The following is a 19,251-nucleotide window of genomic DNA, read 5'->3' as shown; positions in this document are numbered from 1 at the left end:
TCTTTCTTTCATTACTAGCGGCCCCCCCGCCCCCCCCGCCCCCCCCCCGCCCCCCCGCCCCCCCCCCCCCCCCCCCCCCCCCCCCCCCCCACCGCCGCGTTCGGAAGATCGCCGGTCAGCTCACTGGTCGCGGTACATCTCGGCGACCAGGAAGGCCAGATCCAGGGACTGGCTCCGGTTGAGACGGGGGTCGCAGGCGGTCTCGTAGCGCTGGTGGAGATCGTCGACGAAGATCTCGTCGCCGCCGCCCACGCACTCGGTGACATCGTCACCGGTCAGCTCGACGTGGATTCCGCCGGGATGCGTGCCCAGCTCCTTGTGGACCTCGAAGAAGCCCTTGACCTCGTCGAGGACGTCGTCGAAGCGGCGGGTCTTGTGGCCGGAGGCCGCCTCGAAGGTGTTGCCGTGCATCGGGTCGGTCACCCAGGCCACGGTGGCCCCGGAGGCGGTGACCTTCTCGACCAGCTCGGGGAGCTTGTCACGGACCTTGTCGGCGCCCATGCGGACGATGAAGGTCAGCCGACCGGGCTCGCGCTCCGGGTCCAGCCGGTCGATGTACGTCAGGGCCTCGTCGACGGTCGTCGTCGGACCGAGCTTGATGCCGATGGGGTTGCGGATCCTTGAGGCGAACTCGATGTGCGCCCCGTCCAGCTGCCGGGTGCGCTCGCCGATCCAGACCATGTGGCCCGAGGTGTCGTACAGCTCGCCGGTACGCGAGTCGGTACGGGTCAGGGCGCCCTCGTAGTCCAGCAGCAGCGCCTCGTGGGAGGCGAAGAACTCGACCGCGCGGAACTCGGCCGGGTCGGTTCCGCACGCCTCCATGAAGTTCAGCGCGTTGTCGATCTCGCGGGCGAGCTGCTCGTAGCGCTGGCCCGAGGGGGACGACTTCACGAAGTCCTGGTTCCAGGCGTGCACCTGGCGCAGATCGGCGTAGCCGCCGGTCGTGAAGGCGCGCACCAGGTTGAGCGTGGAGGCGGAGGCGTTGTACATCCGCTTCAGGCGCTCGGGGTCCGGGATGCGGGCCGCCTCGGTGAAGTCGAAGCCGTTGACGGAGTCGCCCCGGTAGGTCGGGAGCGTCACACCGTCGCGGGTCTCGGTCGGCTTGGAGCGCGGCTTGGAGTACTGGCCGGCGATCCGGCCGACCTTGACGACGGGCACGGAGGCCGCGTACGTCAGGACGGCGCTCATCTGGAGCAGGGTCTTCAGCTTCGCGCGGATGTGGTCGGCCGACACCGCGTCGAACGCCTCGGCGCAGTCACCGCCCTGGAGCAGGAACGCCTCCCCCCTGGCGACGGCCCCCATCCGGGCGCGCAGCTGGTCGCACTCACCGGCGAAGACGAGCGGAGGATAGCTTTCGAGCTCGGCGATCACATCGCGCAGAGCCTCGGCATCCGGGTACTCGGGCTGCTGCGCCGCAGGCAGGTCTCGCCAGGTGTTGCCACCGACGGGGGTGGTCTTAGCGTTCACGGTCACGCCGCCAACAGTACGGGGTCGTGGCGTACGTACCTTCGACCGCCCAGTAAGTGAGACGTGAAGTCCAGCATTCCGTATGCCGGCCATACCGTCGCCGAGCCGACCGCCGGGAGATCCGGCCGGCGGACGGGATCCCGTGCCCGACCGGGCGCCCGCCGGCCGCACGGTCCGCGGCCCGCTCGCCGCGGTCCCGCTCCCCCGCCGCCGGGTCTGCGTTCCGTCCGCCCCCGCCGCCGGGTCTGCGTTCCGTCCGCCCCCGCCGCCGGGTCTGCGTTCCGTCCGCCCCCGCCGCCGGGTCTGCGTTCCGTCCCGCACTCCCCGTGCGCTACAGTTCGCCGCATGTACGCGCACTCGACCCGTTACCACTGGTGGTGGACCGCTCATCCGGCGGCCCACTGACTGCGCGTACCCTCATCGCGAAGGCCGCCCGAGGGGCGGCCTTCCGTGCTTCCCGGGTGACCCGGGGTTCCTGCCGGAGCCGGTCGTTCCTCCCCCTCCCGCCCGGAAGGAACCCACCGGATGCCCAGCACCCAGCCGCCCTCCGACCACCCCCTCGCCCGGATTCTGCACGGCGACCGCCCCTTCGCCCTGCTGCGCAGGCGTACCCCCGGCCATGACCACGACACGGTCGAGATCCTGGCCGGCTCGGTCCACGAGACCGCGACACTCGCCGAGCTGCCCGTCTTCACGGGACGCCCCTCCCTCGCCCTCGTACCGTTCCGGCAGATCAGGGAGCGCGGCTTCGACGTTCGCGACGACGGCACCCCGCTGAGCGTCCTGGTCGCGGACGAGTCGTACGAGATCCCGCTCGCCGACGCCCTGGCGGCGCTCCCGTCCCATCGGGTCGAGGTCGAGGACGGAGGTTTCGACGTCGACGACGACGCGTACGCGGACATCGTGCGGCGGGTGATCGACGACGAGATCGGCAGCGGCGAGGGCGCCAACTTCGTCATCCGCCGCACCTACACCGGCCGCATCCCGGGCTTCGGCCGGGCGGACGCGCTCGCGCTCTTCCGGCGGCTGCTGGACGGCGAGCGCGGGGCGTACTGGACCTTCGTCGTGCACACGGGGGAACGCACCCTGGTCGGCGCGAGCCCCGAGGTGCATGTGCGGATGAGCGGCGGGACGGTCGTGATGAACCCCATCAGCGGCACCTTCCGCTATCCGCCCGAGGGCCCGGACGCCGACGCGCTGCTGCGCTTCCTCGACGACCGCAAGGAACGCGACGAGCTGTCGATGGTCGTCGACGAGGAGCTGAAGATGATGTGCACCGTCGGGGACAGGGGCGGGGTGGTCGTCGGGCCCCGGCTCAAGGAGATGGCGCATCTCGCGCACACCGAGTACGAGCTGCGCGGACGCTCCTCGCTCGATGTGCGGGAGGTGCTCAAGGAGACGATGTTCGCGGCGACGGTCACCGGATCGCCCGTGCAGAACGCGTGCCGGGTCATCGAGCGCTACGAGCCCGCCGGTCCCGGCGGAACCGGGCGCGGCTACTACGCGGGCGCGCTGGCACTGATCGGGAAGGACGCGAACGGCGCCCAGACGCTCGACTCCCCCATTCTGATCCGTACCGCCGACATCGACGCCGAAGGCGGACTGCGGGTGCCCGTCGGTGCCACCCTGGTCCGCCACTCCGACCCCTGCGGCGAGGTCGCCGAGACCCATGCCAAGGCCGCCGGGGTGCTGGCGGCGCTGGGTGTACGCCCCGGGCGCCCGCGCGATCAGGCCGAGCGGCCCCGGCTGGCCGACGACCCCCGGGTGCGCGCCCGTCTGGACGCCCGGCGGGCGGCCCTCGCGCCGTTCTGGCTGCGGATGCAGGAGCGCGGTGACGCCCTGCGGGGGCATGCGCTGATCGTCGACGGCGAGGACACCTTCACGGCGATGCTGGCGCATCTGCTGCGCTCCACGGGACTGGAGGTGACCGTGCGCCGATACGACGACCCGGCGGGGCCGGGGCTGCGGGAGACCGTCCTGGCCCATCCGGGTCCGGTGGTGCTGGGGCCCGGCCCCGGCGATCCGTCCGACAGCGCCGACCCGAAGATGCGTCTGCTGCGCGGGCTCACCGCCGAGCTGCTGCGGGCACACCCGCACGGTCTGCTGGGTGTCTGCCTCGGTCACGAGCTGATCGCGGCCGAGCTGGGGCTCCCCGTCGGACGGAAGGACGAGCCGTACCAGGGGGCGCAGGAGACGATCGACTTCTTCGGGAGCCGGGAGACGGTCGGCTTCTACAACAGCTTCACCGCGCGCTGCGACGGGAAGACGGCCGCGGAGCTGGCGGCCCGCGCGGTGGAGGTCGCGCGTGATCCCTCGAACGACGAGGTCCACGCCCTGCGCGCGCCGGGGTTCGCCTCGGTGCAGTTCCATCCGGAGTCGGTGCTGACGCTGAACGGTCCGGCCGTGGTCGCGGGGCTGCTGGCGGGTTCGGTGCTCCGCAGGTCCTGAGCACGGGTGGCTGACCTCGGTGGACGGCGTCCGCCGGCGTCAGCCGACGGCCGCCGGGACGAGGACGTTCCCGGACCGGCGGCCGTCCCGGTAGTCGATCACGTTCTGGACGGTCGCCTCGATGATCTGGCCGACCGCGTCCTCGGTGTAGTACGCCTGGTGCGAGCTGACCAGCACATTCGGGAAGGTGACCAGCCGGGCCAGGGTGTCGTCCTCGATCGCCTCCATCGACTTGTCGAGAAAGAAGAGCCCGGCCTCGGCCTCGTACACATCGAGCCCCACCCCGGTGAAGCGGCCCCTGCGCAACTCGCCGACCAGCGCGTCCGTGTCGATCAACCCGCCGCGGCTGGAGTTCACCAGGATCGCGTCGTCCTTCATCGTCCGCAGTGCCTCGCCGTCGATGAGGTGGTGGGTGTCGGGCAGCAGCGGCACATGGAGGCTGACCAGGTCGCAGGAGGCGAGAAGGGCGTCCTTGTCGACATAGGTCATGCCGAGGGCGGTACAGGCGGGATTCTCAGCGATGTCCCAGCCGAGCAGGTCCATGCCGAAGCCGTGGGCGATCCGGGTGAACGCCTCGCCGATCTTGCCGGTGCCGATCACTCCGGCCGTGCGGCCGTGGAAGTCGCGGCCCAGCAGCCCGTCGAGCCGGAAGTCGAATTCGCGGGTGCGGCCCGCGGCCCGGACGATCCGGCGGTTGACGGCCATCGCGAGGGTCCAGGCGAACTCGGCGACGGAGTACGGAGAGTAGGACGAGACCCTGGCGATCCTGAGGCCGAGGCGCTCGGCGACGTCCAGGTCGATGTTGTTGAAGCCGGTGGAACGCTGGGCGACCATCTGGGTGCCGCCGACGGCGAGGGTCTGCAGGACGCGGGCGCTCAGATTGGCGTTGACACTGGTGGAGATGATCTCGTGGCCCGCCGCGATGGGTGCGGTGTCCTCGGTGAGGAAGACATCCAGACAGCGGATACCGAGGCCGGGGATGCCCTCGAACGCCTTCTCGATCAGCGGCTTCTCGTCGGCCTGCACGCCGAAGGCAAGGATCTCCACGTTCTCTCCCGCTTGTCCCGGAAAGGTGAGCTGTGGGCCGGACACGGCGAATATACGGCCCACAGCTCGAAGGCGCCGGTCAACGGGTGTGCGGGTCGCCGGAATCGGGATCGGAGAGGGACGGAGCCGGGGGCGGACTCGCGGTCGGGTCCGCGGTGGGGGTCCTCGCCGGGTTCACGTCCGGCCGGTGCCGCCCCCGCCCGGCGGGCCGGACAGGTCGGCCGGAGTGATCGGCCGGACGGATCGGGCCGGCGGATCAGCCGAAGAAGACGCCGACCTCTTCGTACAGCTTCGGGTCGACCGTCTTGAGCCGGGCGGTCGCGTCCGAGATCGGGACGCGCACGATGTCGGTGCCCTTCAGCGAGACCATCTTGCCGAAGTCGCCGTCCTGTACGGCGTCGATGGCGTGCAGCCCGAAGCGGGTGGCGAGCCAGCGGTCGAAGGCGCTCGGTGTGCCGCCGCGCTGCACATGGCCGAGCACCGTGGTGCGGGCCTCCTTGCCGGTCCGCCGCTCGATCTCCTTGGCGAGCCACTCGCCGACGCCGGAGAGCCGCACATGCCCGAAGGAGTCCAGCGAGCCGTCCTTGAGCACCGCGTCGCCGTCCTTGGGCATGGCGCCCTCGGCGACGACGACGATCGGGGCGTAGGTGGCCTTGAAGCGCGAGGTCACCCAAGCGCAGACCTGGTCGAGGTCGAAGCGCTGCTCGGGGATGAGGATGACGTTGGCGCCGCCGGCGAGTCCGGAGTGCAGGGCGATCCAGCCCGCGTGACGCCCCATCACCTCCACGACCAGGACGCGCCGGTGCGACTCGGCGGTGGTGTGCAGCCGGTCGATCGCCTCGGTGGCGATGCCGACGGCGGTGTCGAAGCCGAAGGTGTAGTCGGTGGCGGACAGATCGTTGTCGATGGTCTTGGGGACGCCGACGCACGGGACGCCGTACTCGTCGTGGAGGCGCGCTGCGACGCCGAGGGTGTCCTCGCCGCCGATCGCGATCAGTGCGTCGACCTCCGCCTTGGCGAGGTTGTCCTTGATACGGCGGATGCCGTCCTCCGCCTTGAGCGGGTTGGTGCGCGAAGAGCCGAGGATGGTGCCGCCCCGGGGCAGGATGCCCCGGACGGCCGGGATGTCGAGCGTGACCGCGTCGCCCTCCAGGGGTCCGCGCCAGCCGTCGCGATAGCCGACGAACTGGTACGCGTACTCCTGGACACCCTTGCGGACGACACCGCGGATGACCGCGTTGAGGCCGGGGCAGTCGCCGCCCCCGGTCAGTACTCCTACGCGCATGGAAAACTTCCCTTCGCCTGATGAGCCCTAGGACCGTCACGCTAATGGTGATTCAGGTCACTACGAGAAGGGAGCGAAGGTCAATACCCCCTGCGATACATGGTGTTCAGGGCCCTGGCCGGGGGTCCGTGTGACCAGGGCATTCACTCGTTCGAGCGGGGTCGCACCGGAACGCGGCCCGTACCCCGGGGGCGTACGCCTCAGGCGTCGGAGTCGTCGAGCCCGCGCTCTATCGCATAGCGCACCAGCTCCACGCGGTTGTGCAGTTGAAGCTTGCCGAGGGTGTTCTGCACATGGTTCTGGACGGTGCGGTGGGAGATGACGAGCCGCTCGGCGATCTGCTTGTACGACAGCCCCTTGGCGACCAGCCGCAGCACCTCGGTCTCGCGGTCGGTGAGCCGGGGCGCCTTGGGCTCGTCGGTCCCGGCCGCGGGCGCGGGGTCGGTGGCGAGCCTGCGGTACTCGCCGAGCACCAGTCCGGCGAGGCCGGGAGTGAACACGGGATCGCCGGCGGCCGTCCTGCGCACGGCGTCGGTCAGCTCGTCCGTACTCGCCGACTTGAGGAGATAGCCGGTCGCGCCGGACTTCACCGCCTCCAGCACATCGGCGTGCTCACCGCTGGCGGACAGGACCAGGACCCGCAGTCCGGGCAGGGTGCCGACCAGTTCCTTGCAGACCTGGACGCCCGGCTTCTCCGGCAGGTTCAGATCGAGGACCAGGACATCGGGCACGACGGCCTTGGCCCGGCGGACGGCCTGCTGGCCGTCGCCCGCCGTCGCCACCACGTCGAAACCGGCGGCGGTCAGATCACGCGCGACCGCGTCCCGCCACATCGGATGGTCGTCGACGACCATCACCCTCGTCGGCTGGTTCTCCTGCTCGGTCATGTCCTGTCCTTCCCCCGGGGAGTCTTCGGAGCCTTCGCGGCCCTCGGAACCTTCAATTCGACCTCGGTGCCCTGCCCCGGCACCGAGATCAGCTCGGCGGTGCCGCCCAGATCCCGCAGCCGGCCGCGGATCGAGAGGGAAACACCGAGGCGGCCCTCCCCCTCCGCCCGCGCGAGACGCCCCTCCGGGATCCCGGGGCCGTCGTCCCGGACCGTGACGATCACCTCGTCGGTCCAGTCCTCGACCAGGATCCAGCTGTGGGCGTCCTCCCCCGCGTGCTGCTCGACATTGTCCAGTGCGGCACTGACAGCGGCGGCCAGCTCGGTGGCCGCCGCGGCCGGGAGCATCACCGGCGCTCCCGGCTCCGAGAACGTCACCTTCGGCCCGCTGTGGTGGGCGAGCAGCGACCGCAGATCGCACTCCCCGTCCGCGGCGGCCGGCTCGTCGTCCTCGACCGTACGGACCACCGCGCCCATCGAGGCGTCCTCGGAGGTACGGGTGGTGGGCACCAGGCCGCTGGAGACCAGGGTGCGCAGCGCGATCTCCTGCTCCCCCGCCATCCGCCCCAGCTCGGCGGCCTCGCCGCCGATCGCCGTGCCGCGCCGCTGCACCATCGCGAGGACCTGGAGGACGCTGTCGTGGATGTCACGGGCGAGACGCTCCCGCTCACGGGTCGCCGCCTCGATCTCCAGGGCGCGGGCGAGGGTCCGCTCGGAGGCGCGGGCGACCTCGACGACGTAGCCGATGGCGATGGAGGCGACCCAGACGAGCAGCACATTGTGCAGGGTGTCCCGGCTCGGAGTGCCGCGCTCGACGATATTGGCGACGGCGACCAGGGAGGACGCGAAACCGGCCCAGCGCCAGCCGCCCTTGAGCGCGAACGCGAGGACGGCGCCCGCCGTCCATATCGAGGGCAGTGTGGGGCCGTCGATCTGCCGTGCCTGGGCGTCGGCGAACGGGGTGAGCACGATACCGGTGAGCGCGATCGTCAGATCGGCGGCGAGGAACGGCTTGGTGCAGCGGTTGGCGCTCAGCACCCTGGGGAGGGTGGCCAGGGTCCACACGGACATCACGGTGAGAAAGCCGGCCGCCACCCAGGGGCGCTCGAAGGTGTCGCGGCTGAAGACGAAGATCAGCACCGCGTACGTCATGGTCAGTACGCGGTAGCCGGCGAGCGCGCGCCACAGCGGCAGCTCCACCGACATCCGCACGACTCGCTCACGCCTGGCCATGCCCCACCCCCACTCCCCCGCGCCGGGCCGCGCGCTACGCGCCCTTGTCGCCCGTCCGTGCCGTGCCGCCCTGCGCCGACCGCGCGGTGCCGTCGCCCTCCACCGCCGGTACCCCGGTGCCTTCCGCCGTTCCGGCGGCCGACTTCCGCTGCTCGGCGATCTGCCGCTTGGCCGCCGTCGCGTAGATGTCGACGTACTCCTGTCCGGAGAGCTTCATGATCTCGTACATGACCTCGTCGGTCACCGAACGCAGGATGAAACGATCCCCCTCCAGGCCCCGGTAGCGGCTGAAGTCCAGCGGCTCGCCGATCCGGATGCCCGGGCGCATCAGCTTGGGGACGACCTTGCCGGGCGGCTGGATCTTCTCGGTGTCGATCATCGCGACCGGGACGACGGGTGCGCCGGTGGCGAGGGCCACGCGCGCGAGGCCGCCGGGCTTGCCCCGGTAGAGACGGCCGTCCGGGGATCGGGTGCCCTCCGGGTAGATGCCGAACAGCCCGCCCTGCTCCAGCACCTCGATTCCGGCCCTGATCGCCGCCTCGCCCGCTCCCCGCACGCCGGAGCGGTCCACCGGAAGCTGGCCGACGCCCTTGAAGAAGGCGGCGGTGAGCCTGCCCTTGACTCCCGGCGAGGTGAAGTACTCCGCCTTGGCGATGAAGGTGACCTTGCGGTCCAGGACGGCGGGGAGGAAAAACGAGTCGGAGAAGGACAGATGGTTGCTCGCGAGGATCGCCGGCCCGTCCGCTGGGATGTTCTCCAGCCCCTCCACCCAGGGCCTGAAGGCAAGCTTCAGGCCGCCTCCGAGGGAGAACTTCATTGCGCCGTAGATCAACTCACGTGCCTCCTGTTGCTGTCGTTCAGACCTTAACCCGAGGTGGGCCCCGGGTCCCCGTACCGGGCCGGTGCCGTGACCCGTCGCCGCGTACGGGCTACGGCGGCCGTGGGACGGCCATGACAGGGGCATGCAGAGGGCGGCGGACCTGGTCGGTGTCAGTGCCGTCGCGTACCGTGAGGTACCACTTCCGAGCCGCGCACTGCCGCCCGCCACGGGCTGCCGCGTCCCGGTCTCGGCGTGGGCCCGAGCCCCCTGAAAGGAGACCCCGGTGCCGGTCCTTCCCGGAGCCGAGCCGTACCGCCACGAGGGCGGAGAGGTCGGCGTCCTTCTCTGTCACGGATTCACCGGTTCACCGCAGTCGCTGCGCCCCTGGGCCGAGTATCTGGCGGAGCGCGGGCTGACGGTCTCGCTGCCGCTGCTCCCGGGCCACGGCACCCGCTGGCAGGACATGCAGCTCACCGGCTGGCAGGACTGGTACGCGGAGGTGGACCGCGAACTGCGCGAGCTGCGCGCGCGCTGCCGCCGGGTCTTCGTCTTCGGGCTCTCGATGGGCGGGGCGCTCACCCTGCGGCTCGCGGCGAAGCACGGCGACGCGATCAGCGGCATCGTCGTCGTCAACCCCGTGAACAAGCTGCACGGCCTGTCGGCGTACGTGCTCCCCGTGGTGCGCCATCTCGTACGGACGACGCCCGGGGTCGCCAGCGACATCGCCAAGGAGGGCGTGGTGGAGGTGGGCTACGACCGCGTTCCGCTGCACGCGGCGTGCTCCCTGCGGAATTTCCTGCGGCTCGTCGACGGCGAGCTGCCCCAGGTCACGCAGCCGATGGTGTTGCTGCACAGTCCGCGCGACCATGTGGTCAGGCCGGTCGACTCGGCGCGGATCCTCAGCCGGGTCTCCTCCACCGACGTCACCGAGATCCTGCTGGAACAGAGCTACCACGTGGCGACGTTGGACCATGACGCGGACCGGATTTTCGAGGAGAGTTACGCGCTGATCGGCCGGCTCGCTCCGAGTACGGAGAAGAAAGGGAGCACGACCGGTGGCTGAGCAGCACGACGCGGACCCCGAGCCGCAGCCCATCGACGAAGAGGCCGCCTGGGCCGCCATCGTCGCGGGGTACGGCGCCGAGCCGGCGGATCCGCCCGGTGCCAAGCCGTTCAAGTCGGTGGAGGATCTCGCCCTGCTCGAAGGCGATGTCAATGAGAAGCCGGGTGAGCGGAAGCCCGGTTCGGACGCGGACGGCGATGCCGGCTCCGGCGCGGACGGGCCCGCGCTCGGCAGCTCGGTCGTCTTCGCGCCCGGTGTCGGCGGCGGGGGGCCCCGGGACTATTCGGTCGCCGAGCCCAAGGACGACGACCTGGACGAGAGCGACGAGGGGCACTTCGTACCGCCGGAGCCGCCACCGCTGCCGGAGGCGGATGTCACGGCCAAGTTCGCCTGGCTCGCGGTGGTCGGCGGGCCGGTGATGATGCTGGTCTCCGTGCTGTTGCAGTGGGAGATGACCTGGTGGCTGACCACGTTGTGCGTGGGCGGCTTCCTCGGCGGCTTCGCGACGCTGGTCGCCAGGATGGCGCACGGCGACGACGAGGAGGACGACGATCCGGGGCGGGGCGCGGTGGTCTGAGGCGGGGCCGCGGGCCGGGGCGGGGTCCGCCGGGCTGGTACGGCTCCGCGCGACCGGGTCCCGTTCTGCGGGCCGGAACGGGAGTACCGCGGGCCCGTGAGGTCCGGCGGCGTGCCGGGGCGCGGGACCTCGGGCCGACGGGGCCTCAGATCGCCGGGGTCTCAGATCGCCGGGCTCCGGGCGCGGGCACCTTCAGCGCGGGGATCTTGAGCGCGGCCAGGACCGGGAGATGGTCGGTGGCCGCGCTGAGGTCTTCCGGTGTGACACCCGGGAGGCCCGACGGCACACCGCAGCCCAGGACCTCGACGCCCCTGCTCGCGAAGACCGCGTCGATCCGGCGGTCCGGGCCGACGTGCGGAAAGGTGTGTTCGCCGCCCCAGGGCGCGGCCGTCCAGCAGTCCTGGAGCCCGGAGGCGATCCGCCGGAAACTCCGGCCGGTGGGCGGCTCGTTGAGGTCCCCGGCCGCGATGGTGTACGGCGCGTCCATGGCCGCGAGGCGGTCGAGGAGCAGCCCGGACTGCGGGTAACGCTCCTCCGCGTCCAGGCTCAGATGACAGCTGAGCACTCCGACGCGGGCGCCCCCGAAACGAACGACCGCGGTCGCGAAGCCCCGGCGGTGGTGGCCCGGGGTCAGCGGCAGGAGCACATCCTCCGTCCTCTCGACGGTCGCGCGCAGTGAGGACAGCAGGAGGGGGCCCGACGCGGTCGCCCCGCCGGACAGGACGACCAGGTCGGTCTTGGCGGCGAGGCGTGCGGCGTGTTTGCGCCAGCGGAAGAAGCGGGGGGCCTCCTGGGCGAAGACGAGGTCGGGCTCGCAGGCGCGGATGACACGGGCGAGGGCGTCCTCGTCGTCCCGGAGGGAGCGGATGTTGTAGCTGAGCACGCGGATGAGCGCGGAGCCGTCGCGGTCGGTACGGGAGGGAGGGAGCGGGGTCGGCATGCGGGTACCTTACGGTTCGGGCAGGGGGCCGGGCGTGAGGTTTGTCCGCGGGTTCCCTCCGGGGGCTGCGGAGGCTGCCCGTGAGCCGGTCCGCGGGTTCCCTCCGGGGGCTGCGGAGGCTGCCCGTGAGCCGGGCCGCGAGGCGCGGGTCCTTGCCGGGGCTCCACCCCGGACCCCGCGCCTCAAACGCCGGCGAGGCTGAACAATCCCGAACCGCCGACCCAGGAACGCCAGTGGAGACGGCCCCACCCGCGAGGCTGAACAATTCTGGACCGCCGACCAGGAATGCCAGTAGGGACGACCCCGCCCGCGAGGCGCGGGTCCCTGCCGGGGCTCCACCCCGGACCCCGCGCCTCAAACGCCGGCGAGGCTGAACAATCCCGAACCGCCGACCAGAACCACGAGTGGGGACCACCCAGCCCGCGAGGCTGAACAATCCCGAACCGCCGCCCCAGGAACGCGAGCGGGGACCACCCCGCTGGCGAGGCTGAACAGTTCCGGGCGGTTCAAGCGCCGGCGAGCTGGAGTGGGGCAGGTCGCCGGGCGCTTGAGGGGGTGAGAGGGGCTTGGGCTTTTCTGATGGATCAGGCCGGGTCAGGGAGCGGGGTCCGGTGCCGTGGCCACCGCGGTGGGGGTACCCCCGTGCCCGCAGGGCACAGGGGGCCACCGGCGACCGACGGCAACGCAGGGGGCACCACCCGTGCCCGCAGGGCTACAGGGGGAGAGGCGCGGTGCCAGGGCACGCGAGCCCGTCAGAACCGCCCTAACCCTGGCGGGCGAGGTCCGCCGCGCCCACGAGGCCGGCCTTGTTGCCCAGTTGGGCGGCGAGGACCTGGGCGTGGGGGCGCCACTGGGCGCCGATGAGCCAGCGGCGGAAGGACTTGCGGATGGGGTCGAGGACCAGTTCGCCCTCGTCGGAGACGCCGCCGCCGACGATGAAGGCGGAGGGGTCGAAGAGGGAGGCGAGGTCCGCGAGGCCGGCTCCGGCCCACCGGGCGAGTTCGCGGAAGGAGTCGACGGCGACCGGGTCGCCCTGGCGGGCCGCGGCGCTGATGTGCTTGCCCTGGATGCCGTCGAGGGTGCCGTCGCCGAGGCTGAGGAGGATCCGGGCGTTCTCGGGGGTGGCGTTGGCGCGCTGGCGGGCGTAACGGACGAGGGCGCGGCCGGAGGCGTACTGCTCCCAGCAGCCCTGGTTGCCGCAGCCGCAGAGCAGACCGTCCGGCACCACCCGGATGTGGCCGAATTCAGCCGCCACACCGAAGCGTCCCCGGCGCAGCTTGTTGCCGATGATGATCCCGCCGCCGAGCCCGGTGCCGAGGGTGATGCAGATGACGTCGTGGTGGCCCTGGCCCGCGCCGAAGCGGTACTCGCCCCAGGCCGCCGCGTTCGCGTCGTTCTCGACGACGACGGGGAGGCCGACGCGCTGCTCGACCTTGTCCTTCAGCGGCTCGTGGCGCCAGTCGATGTTCGGTGCGAACAGGACGGTGGCGCGCTTGTCGTCGACGTATCCCGCCGCGCCGATGCCGACGGCCTCGATGTCGTGCCCCTTGCCGGCTCCGCCGACGGCCGAGCAGATCGCCTCGATGATGCCGCCGGGGGTCGATGGGGTAGGCACCGTGTGTGTTTCGAGGATGCTGCCCTCTTCGTCGACCACGCCCGCCGCGATCTTCGTACCGCCGATGTCGACGCCGATGGTGAGTCCCATGTGTCCCTCAGATTTCGGTCGAACCCCGCTGGGGCCAACCGTACCGGAGGGAGCGTGCTCAACCGGTCAGTCGAGATCAATCTGCTCGCCGGGACCGGAGTCCTGGTCACGGGGGTGGTCGGCGTCCTTCGGCGAAGAGGACGGGGAAGAAGCGGACGGAGAGGGGGAGGACGGGGACGAGGGACCCCGGGTCCAGCGGCCCTCCTGGCCCTCGACGGCCGAGCGGTACGCGGCGAGGAGTTCGCCGCCCGCCGCGGCGAGGTGGTCGAAGACCCGGGGGTTGCGTTCGATGACCGGCTCGACGGCGGACTTCGCCTGATTGACCAGTTGCTGGACGGCGCTCTGGGCGGCGATCCCCGGCAGGGAGCCCTGGAACTCGGAGACCTTGTCGGCGACCGCGCCGAACAGCTTCCGCAGTTCCTCGGAGGCCGAGCCGGGCGGCGGTCCGTACTGGGCGCGGCGGCGGGCCTTCTCCTCCGCGAGGTCCTCGGCGCACGCGTCGGCCCACGCGTCGGCGTCGGGACGCTCGGTGGCATCGCTCATGGCGTACTCCTGCACAAGGGCGTTGGTCGGCAGTGGCTCTCGTACGCTCGACGTTACCCGAACGGACGCGCGCCGTTCAGCGTCCGCGCGGCCACAGCTCGGGGTCGGGAGTGAAGCGGACCGTGAGGTTCCCGTCCGCGAGGGCCGCGCCGGAGACGGTGCAGCGGCGGAGCACGGACGGCAGGGGAACGATCCTGCGGAACGGGCCGACGGTGAGGAGCAGTTCGTCGCCGCGGCGGACGAGTCCCAGGTCGTCCTTGACGGCTCCGGGCAGCGGGATCGTCCACAGCAGGATGCCGTCGTCCTCGCGGCGGTCCTCGATGGCGTCCTGGGTCGCCTGTCCGCTGCCGGGCCGGTCGAGTCCCGTGGCGAGCACGCCGTCCTCGGGGCCGGCGGCCGGGGCGGCGGTGCCGAGAAGGGCGAGGTCGGCGGGGCCCCGGGGGTCGCGTCCGGCGTGGGCGATCTCACGGAGCGAGGAGCCCGGCACCCACTCCGCGGCCCACTCGTGCAGGCATTTCTCCTGCTGGGAGGCGAGGCCGGCGAGCCAGAGGTCGGGGGAGTGGCGGGGCAGGACACGGTTGGCGACGAGGGTGTCGACGCGCAGGCCGTGCAGGGCGAGCCCCGGGCGGGCGGTGCGCAGGGCGTCGGCGGCGGCCGGGCCGGGCTCGGCGACCAGACGCAGGGTGGTGTCGGGGGACTCGATCAGGGCCTGGACGGCGGCGAGTTCCGCGTCCCAGCGGGCGGTGGTCTCGTACAGCCACTGCGCGGGCATCGGGACCCCGGCGAGCTGGGCGAGGACCGGGCGCAGGGCGCGGGCGGCCTGCCGTTCGGGCGGGAGCAGCCGGCGGAGATAGCGGCGGAGCTGCTCGGGCAGAGCGAGGAGGGCGATCGTCTCGCGGAGCGGGGGCATGTCCACCACGACCACGTCCCAGTCACCCGCTGTGACGGTGGTCAACGCTCTGAGCAGGGCGAACTGTTCGCTGCCGGGCAGTTCGGTCAGTTCCTCGCCGGTGAGCCGGGCCGCCCCGAGGAGGTCGAGCGCGCTCGCGCCGCGCTCCTGGAGGGAGAGGAACTCGGCCCGGAAGTCGGCCGCGGTGTCGATACGGGCCGCCCACAGGCCGCCGGTGATCTCCACGGGCTCCGCCGGAAGCGGCGTCCCGAGGATCTCGCCGGGCGCGGTGGACAGGAAGAGCGCGCGCCGGCCGCGTCCGGCGGCGGCGAGCGCGGTCGCCGCGGCGATCGTCGTACGGCCCGCGCCGCCGAGGCCGGTGACGAGGACCCTGCGCATCAGACCTGGTGTCCGCTCTCGACGCGCTTCTTCAGACCGTCCAGGGCACGGTCGATGATGACCTTCTCGGCCTTGCGCTTGATCATCCCGAGCATGGGGATCTTGACGTCGACGGTCAGCTGGTAGGTGACCTCGGTGCGGTCTCCGCCGCCGACCGGCCGGAGGGTGTACGAGCCGTCGATGGCGCGCAGCATCTGGGACTTCACCAGGGTCCAGCTGACCTGGTTCTCGCCGTTCCAGGTGTACGCGAGGGTGTGGTCGTCCTTGATCGCGCCGGCGTCGAGGACGAGCCGGACCTGCTCCGCGCGGCCCTCGCCGTCGCGGGAGACGACCTCGGCCTGCTTGACCTCACCGGTCCAGTCGGGATAGCGGTCGAAGTCGGAGATCACTCCCATGACTTCGGCCGGTGCCGCCTCGATGGTGATGCTCGAGCTGGTGTGTTCCGCCATCGCTGCGGCTCCTCACAGTGCGGTACCGACCGGGGTGAATGTGTGCTGTGAAGGCTATCGCGAGTGAGGGGGCTCACGGTCCGCGGTGCGGGCGGCGGACGGCCGCTCACCGGCCGGGGCCGGGCGGTGACGGTCGGCGGTCCCGGCCACCGCGGTCCCGGCCACGGTCCCTGTCACAACGGTCACGGTCTCCGCCGTCACCGTCGCCGTCACCGGCCGGTGGTTCCCCCGGCCCGTGCGGTCACCCGCCGAGTCCGCGGTCGTCCCGGCCGGGGCCGGCCTCGGTCCCGGTGGTCACCGGCCGGTGGTCCGGCGATCCCGGCCGGTGGTTCCGAAGGTCCCGGCGACCCCAACGGTCCCGGTGGTCACCGCCGGTGGCCCGGCGCGGCCCGCGGCCCGGGTCACGGGCGCTCGCGGGCCGGGCCGCCGGGGCTCACCACTCCAGCGTCCAGGGGCGCCCGGTCGACGCGAAGTGCCCGACGTTCACGCACTCCGTCGCACCCACCCTCATGCGCGCGACGAGCGGCTGGTGCACATGACCGAAGAGGGCGTACCGGGGCCGGGTCCGGCGGATCGCGTCCAGCAGGGCGGGGCTGCCCCGCTCGAAGCGCCGGGCGACCGTGTCATAGGTCAGCTCGGGCACCTCGGGCGGGATGTGGGAGCAGAGGACGTCGACCTCGCCGAGCGCCTCGACCTTGGCCGCGTACTCCTCGTCGGAGATCTCGTACGGCGTGCGCATCGCGGTGCGCAGTCCCCCGCCGACGAAGCCGAAGACCCGTCCGCCGATCTCGGCCCGCTCGCCGTCGAGCACGGTGACGCCGGGGCGCGCGTACTCGGGCCACAGGGCGGGGATGTCGACGTTGCCGTAGGTCGCGTACGTCGGGGTGGGAAAGGCCGCGAACAGTTCGGCGTACTGGCGCCTGACGGCCGATTCGATGGCGGTCTCGCGGTCCACGTCCAGTTCGGCCCAGAGCCTGCGGCCGAGCTCCCGGGCCGCGTCGAAGCGGCGGTCCGTGCGCAGCCCCACGATCAGGTCGGCGTTCTCGACACCGAAGAGATCGGGGAAGATCCCGCGCGAGTGGTCCGCGTAGTCGAGGAACAGGACCAGATCGCCGAGGCAGATCAGCGCGTCCGCGCCGTCGCCCGCGATGGCGAGATCCTTGGCGTTGCCGTGTACGTCGCTGACCACGTTCACCCGCGTCTTCACCCGCATGCCTCCCATGACGATCACCCTAGGCGCGGCCGTCGTGGCTGGACAGAGGGGACGGACCGGTCATGCTTCCGGGCGCCGCGTGGGTGGACTACCGTGGGACTACTCTGCGCCACGCACGGCCGTATACGTATGACGGTATGTGTGACGCGGGGAACATCTGGCCGGAACCCCCTATCCGTAACCGACTACTGGTGGGTAACGTCCGGGCAGTCCAGCCGTGCTCACCCCCGGAGCACCCTGCCCGATCATGGACCGCAGTCGGCGCGGCACACGGAGCCGTGGCGCCGGCGCCCGATGAGGAGCAGCAGTCTTGCGCGAGTTCAGCCTTCCGGCCCTGTACGAGGTCCCCGCCGACGGCAATCTGACCGATCTCATCCGCCGCAACGCCGCTCAGCATCCCGAGGTCGCGGTGATGAGCCGGAAGGTCGCGGGCGCCTGGGCCGATGTGAGCGCCAGGCAGTTCCTCGCGGAGGTGCGGTCGGCGGCCAGGGGTCTGATCGCCGCGGGCGTCAACCCCGGTGACCGGGTGGCCCTGATGTCCCGTACGCGCTACGAGTGGGTGCTGCTGGACTTCGCGATCTGGAGCGCGGGGGCGGTGACCGTCCCCGTTTACGAGACCAGTTCGCCCGAGCAGGTGTCCTGGATCCTGGAGGACTCGGGCTCGGTCGCGGTGATCGTGGAGAACGAGGCGCACGTCGCCGCCGTGGAGTCCGTACGGGACCGGCTGCCGCTGCTGCGCGAGATCTGGCAGATCGACGCGGGCGGAGTGGAGGCGCTGGTCGCGGCGGGCGTCGGAGTCCCGGACGAGACCGTGGACGAGCGCAGCGCGAAGGCCAAGGCGGACGACCCGGCGACGATCGTCTACACCTCGGGGACCACCGGCCGTCCCAAGGGCTGTGTGCTGACCCACCGCAGCTTCTTCGCGGAGTGCGGGAACGCGGTCGAGCGCCTCAAGCCCCTCTTCCGTACGAGCGACTGCTCCGTGCTGCTCTTCCTGCCCGCCGCGCATGTCTTCGGCCGGCTGGTCGAGGTGGCGGCCGTGATGGCGCCGATCAAACTCGGCTGCGTCTCCGACGTCAGGCAACTCACCGAGGAACTGGCCTCCTTCCGCCCGACGCTGATCCTCGGGGTGCCGCGCGTCTTCGAGAAGGTGTACAACGGGGCGCGTTCCAAGGCGCAGGCCGACGGCAAGGGCAGGATCTTCGACAGGGCCGCGCAGACCGCGATCGACTACAGCCGGGCGCTGGACACCCCCCGGGGCCCGTCGCTGGGACTGCGGCTGGGGCACAAGGTGTTCGACAGGCTGGTCTACGGCAAGCTGCGCGCCGTGCTGGGCGGGCGCGGGGAGTACGCGATCTCCGGCGGAGCGCCGCTGGGCGAGCGGCTGGGGCACTTCTTCCGGGGCATCGGTTTCACCGTGCTGGAGGGGTACGGCCTCACGGAGACCTGTGCCGCGACCTCCTTCAACCCCTGGGACCGGCAGAAGATCGGCACGGTCGGGCAGCCGATGCCGGGCACGGTGGTGCGGATCGCGGACGACGGCGAGGTGCTGCTGCACGGCGACCATCTGTTCTCCGGCTACTGGAACAACGAGGCCGCGACGGCGGAGGCGCTGAAGGACGGCTGGTTCCACACGGGCGACATCGGCACCCTCGACGAGGACGGCTATCTCACCATCACGGGCCGCAAGAAGGAGATCCTGGTCACCGCGGGCGGCAAGAACGTCGCTCCCGCGGTGATCGAGGACCGTATCCGCGCGCACGCGCTGGTCGCGGAGTGCATGGTGGTGGGCGACGGGCGGCCCTTCGTGGGCGCGCTGATCACCCTGGACGAGGAGTTCCTCGGGCGGTGGGCCGCGGAGCACGGCAAGCCCGCCGGTTCCACGGCGGCCTCGCTGCGTGATGACCCGCAGTTGCAGGCCGAGATCCAGCGGGCGGTCGACGACGGCAATGCGGCTGTGTCCAAGGCGGAATCGGTACGGAAGTTCCGCGTCCTGGGCACGGGGTTCACGGAGGAGGCCGGTCATATCACCCCCTCGCTGAAGCTCAAGCGGAATGTGGTCGCCAAGGACTTCGCGGACGAGATCGAGGCGATCTACCGCGCTTAGGGCGCTTCTGCGGCCGGGAGTTCGGACCGGGCCCTCGGATCGGGAGCCGCAGTCGGACCGGTTGGACCTGTTGGACCGGATCGGAACCACTCGAAACCTGAGAACGGGCTTGAGGACGGACCTGATATCGGGGTCCGGGAACGCGGCCCCGGGAGCGGGACCCGCCCCCCCTGCGGGACG

General features: G+C 71.7%; 17 protein-coding genes. 5 read left to right on the top strand and 12 right to left on the bottom strand.

Annotated features, from left to right (window positions below):
* Positions 1 to 120: 120 nt before the first annotated feature.
* Positions 121 to 1,467 carry a class II 3-deoxy-7-phosphoheptulonate synthase gene (locus ACFYT4_RS18960; RefSeq protein ID WP_389269859.1) on the bottom strand — a complete coding sequence of 449 codons (1,347 nt, stop codon included), beginning with the start codon at positions 1,465 to 1,467 and terminating at the stop codon, positions 121 to 123.
* Between the two features lie 345 nt (positions 1,468 to 1,812).
* Between ACFYT4_RS18960 and ACFYT4_RS18955 the strand changes: the two genes are divergently transcribed.
* Both ACFYT4_RS18955 and ACFYT4_RS18950 read left to right on the top strand, forming a co-directional pair.
* Entirely contained in the window at positions 1,813 to 1,872 is a 60-nt protein-coding gene (locus tag ACFYT4_RS18955) for a trp operon leader peptide (RefSeq protein ID WP_389269857.1), read from the top strand.
* A gap of 120 nt (positions 1,873 to 1,992) precedes the next feature.
* A complete protein-coding gene (locus ACFYT4_RS18950) occupies positions 1,993 to 3,915 on the top strand; it encodes an anthranilate synthase family protein (RefSeq protein WP_389269845.1) in 1,923 nt (640 codons plus the stop codon).
* A 39-nt stretch (positions 3,916 to 3,954) separates the two neighbouring features.
* Here the strand turns inward: ACFYT4_RS18950 and ACFYT4_RS18945 are convergent, their stop codons facing one another.
* The 5 genes from ACFYT4_RS18945 to ACFYT4_RS18925 all read right to left on the bottom strand — a co-directional run bounded on the left by ACFYT4_RS18945 (position 3,955) and on the right by ACFYT4_RS18925 (position 9,198).
* Positions 3,955 to 4,962 carry a 2-hydroxyacid dehydrogenase gene (locus tag ACFYT4_RS18945; protein WP_389269843.1) on the bottom strand — a complete coding sequence of 336 codons (1,008 nt, stop codon included), beginning with the start codon at positions 4,960 to 4,962 and terminating at the stop codon, positions 3,955 to 3,957.
* A gap of 256 nt (positions 4,963 to 5,218) precedes the next feature.
* Positions 5,219 to 6,247 carry a 6-phosphofructokinase gene (locus ACFYT4_RS18940; protein WP_389269841.1) on the bottom strand — a complete coding sequence of 343 codons (1,029 nt, stop codon included), beginning with the start codon at positions 6,245 to 6,247 and terminating at the stop codon, positions 5,219 to 5,221.
* A 200-nt stretch (positions 6,248 to 6,447) separates the two neighbouring features.
* Positions 6,448 to 7,134 (bottom strand): response regulator, encoded by a 687-nt coding sequence (locus ACFYT4_RS18935; protein ID WP_389269839.1) that lies wholly within the window; start codon positions 7,132 to 7,134, stop codon positions 6,448 to 6,450.
* The gene (gene macS / locus ACFYT4_RS18930; protein ID WP_389269837.1) at positions 7,131 to 8,366 is read right to left on the bottom strand and encodes a MacS family sensor histidine kinase; all 1,236 of its coding nucleotides are present in this window, start codon (positions 8,364 to 8,366) and stop codon (positions 7,131 to 7,133) included. Before macS ends, ACFYT4_RS18935 begins: the two co-directional genes overlap by 4 nt.
* 34 nt (positions 8,367 to 8,400) lie before the next feature.
* On the bottom strand, positions 8,401 to 9,198 hold the full coding sequence (locus tag ACFYT4_RS18925; RefSeq protein ID WP_389269835.1) for a lysophospholipid acyltransferase family protein: 798 nt from the start codon (positions 9,196 to 9,198) through the stop codon (positions 8,401 to 8,403).
* A gap of 271 nt (positions 9,199 to 9,469) precedes the next feature.
* Here ACFYT4_RS18925 and ACFYT4_RS18920 point away from each other — a divergent pair, with 271 nt between their 5' ends.
* Both ACFYT4_RS18920 and ACFYT4_RS18915 read left to right on the top strand, forming a co-directional pair.
* Positions 9,470 to 10,249 carry an alpha/beta hydrolase gene (locus ACFYT4_RS18920; RefSeq protein WP_389269833.1) on the top strand — a complete coding sequence of 260 codons (780 nt, stop codon included), beginning with the start codon at positions 9,470 to 9,472 and terminating at the stop codon, positions 10,247 to 10,249.
* Entirely contained in the window at positions 10,242 to 10,826 is a 585-nt protein-coding gene (locus ACFYT4_RS18915) for a hypothetical protein (protein WP_389269831.1), read from the top strand. Before ACFYT4_RS18920 ends, ACFYT4_RS18915 begins: the two co-directional genes overlap by 8 nt.
* Positions 10,827 to 10,971: 145 nt before the next feature.
* On the opposite strand, the gene ACFYT4_RS18910 is transcribed toward ACFYT4_RS18915, so the two are convergent.
* From ACFYT4_RS18910 to ACFYT4_RS18885, 6 genes are all read right to left on the bottom strand, one after another.
* A complete protein-coding gene (locus tag ACFYT4_RS18910) occupies positions 10,972 to 11,766 on the bottom strand; it encodes an endonuclease/exonuclease/phosphatase family protein (RefSeq protein WP_389269829.1) in 795 nt (264 codons plus the stop codon).
* A 763-nt stretch (positions 11,767 to 12,529) separates the two neighbouring features.
* Positions 12,530 to 13,471 carry an ROK family glucokinase gene (locus tag ACFYT4_RS18905; protein ID WP_389269827.1) on the bottom strand — a complete coding sequence of 314 codons (942 nt, stop codon included), beginning with the start codon at positions 13,469 to 13,471 and terminating at the stop codon, positions 12,530 to 12,532.
* Positions 13,472 to 13,537: 66 nt separating this feature from the next.
* A complete protein-coding gene (locus ACFYT4_RS18900; protein ID WP_389269825.1) occupies positions 13,538 to 14,014 on the bottom strand; it encodes a DUF5304 domain-containing protein in 477 nt (158 codons plus the stop codon).
* Positions 14,015 to 14,090: 76 nt separating this feature from the next.
* Positions 14,091 to 15,302, bottom strand: a complete 1,212-nt coding sequence (locus ACFYT4_RS18895; RefSeq protein WP_389269823.1) for an ArsA family ATPase — start codon at positions 15,300 to 15,302, stop codon at positions 14,091 to 14,093.
* The gene (locus ACFYT4_RS18890; protein ID WP_389269821.1) at positions 15,302 to 15,751 is read right to left on the bottom strand and encodes an SRPBCC family protein; all 450 of its coding nucleotides are present in this window, start codon (positions 15,749 to 15,751) and stop codon (positions 15,302 to 15,304) included. The genes ACFYT4_RS18895 and ACFYT4_RS18890 overlap by 1 nt, the downstream gene beginning before the upstream one ends.
* Positions 15,752 to 16,184: 433 nt before the next feature.
* Entirely contained in the window at positions 16,185 to 16,973 is a 789-nt protein-coding gene (locus tag ACFYT4_RS18885) for a metallophosphoesterase (protein ID WP_389269819.1), read from the bottom strand.
* A 301-nt stretch (positions 16,974 to 17,274) separates the two neighbouring features.
* On the opposite strand from ACFYT4_RS18885, the gene ACFYT4_RS18880 reads away from it, so the two are divergent.
* Positions 17,275 to 19,071: an AMP-dependent synthetase/ligase gene (locus ACFYT4_RS18880; RefSeq protein ID WP_389269817.1), complete on the top strand. Its 1,797-nt coding sequence runs from the start codon at positions 17,275 to 17,277 to the stop codon at positions 19,069 to 19,071.
* Positions 19,072 to 19,251 lie beyond the last annotated feature (180 nt).

The sequence above is a fragment of the Streptomyces sp. NPDC004609 genome, assembly GCF_042873655.1.
Lineage (GTDB): Bacteria > Actinomycetota > Actinomycetes > Streptomycetales > Streptomycetaceae > Streptomyces.
This window is presented reverse-complemented; position numbering and strand designations above follow the sequence as displayed.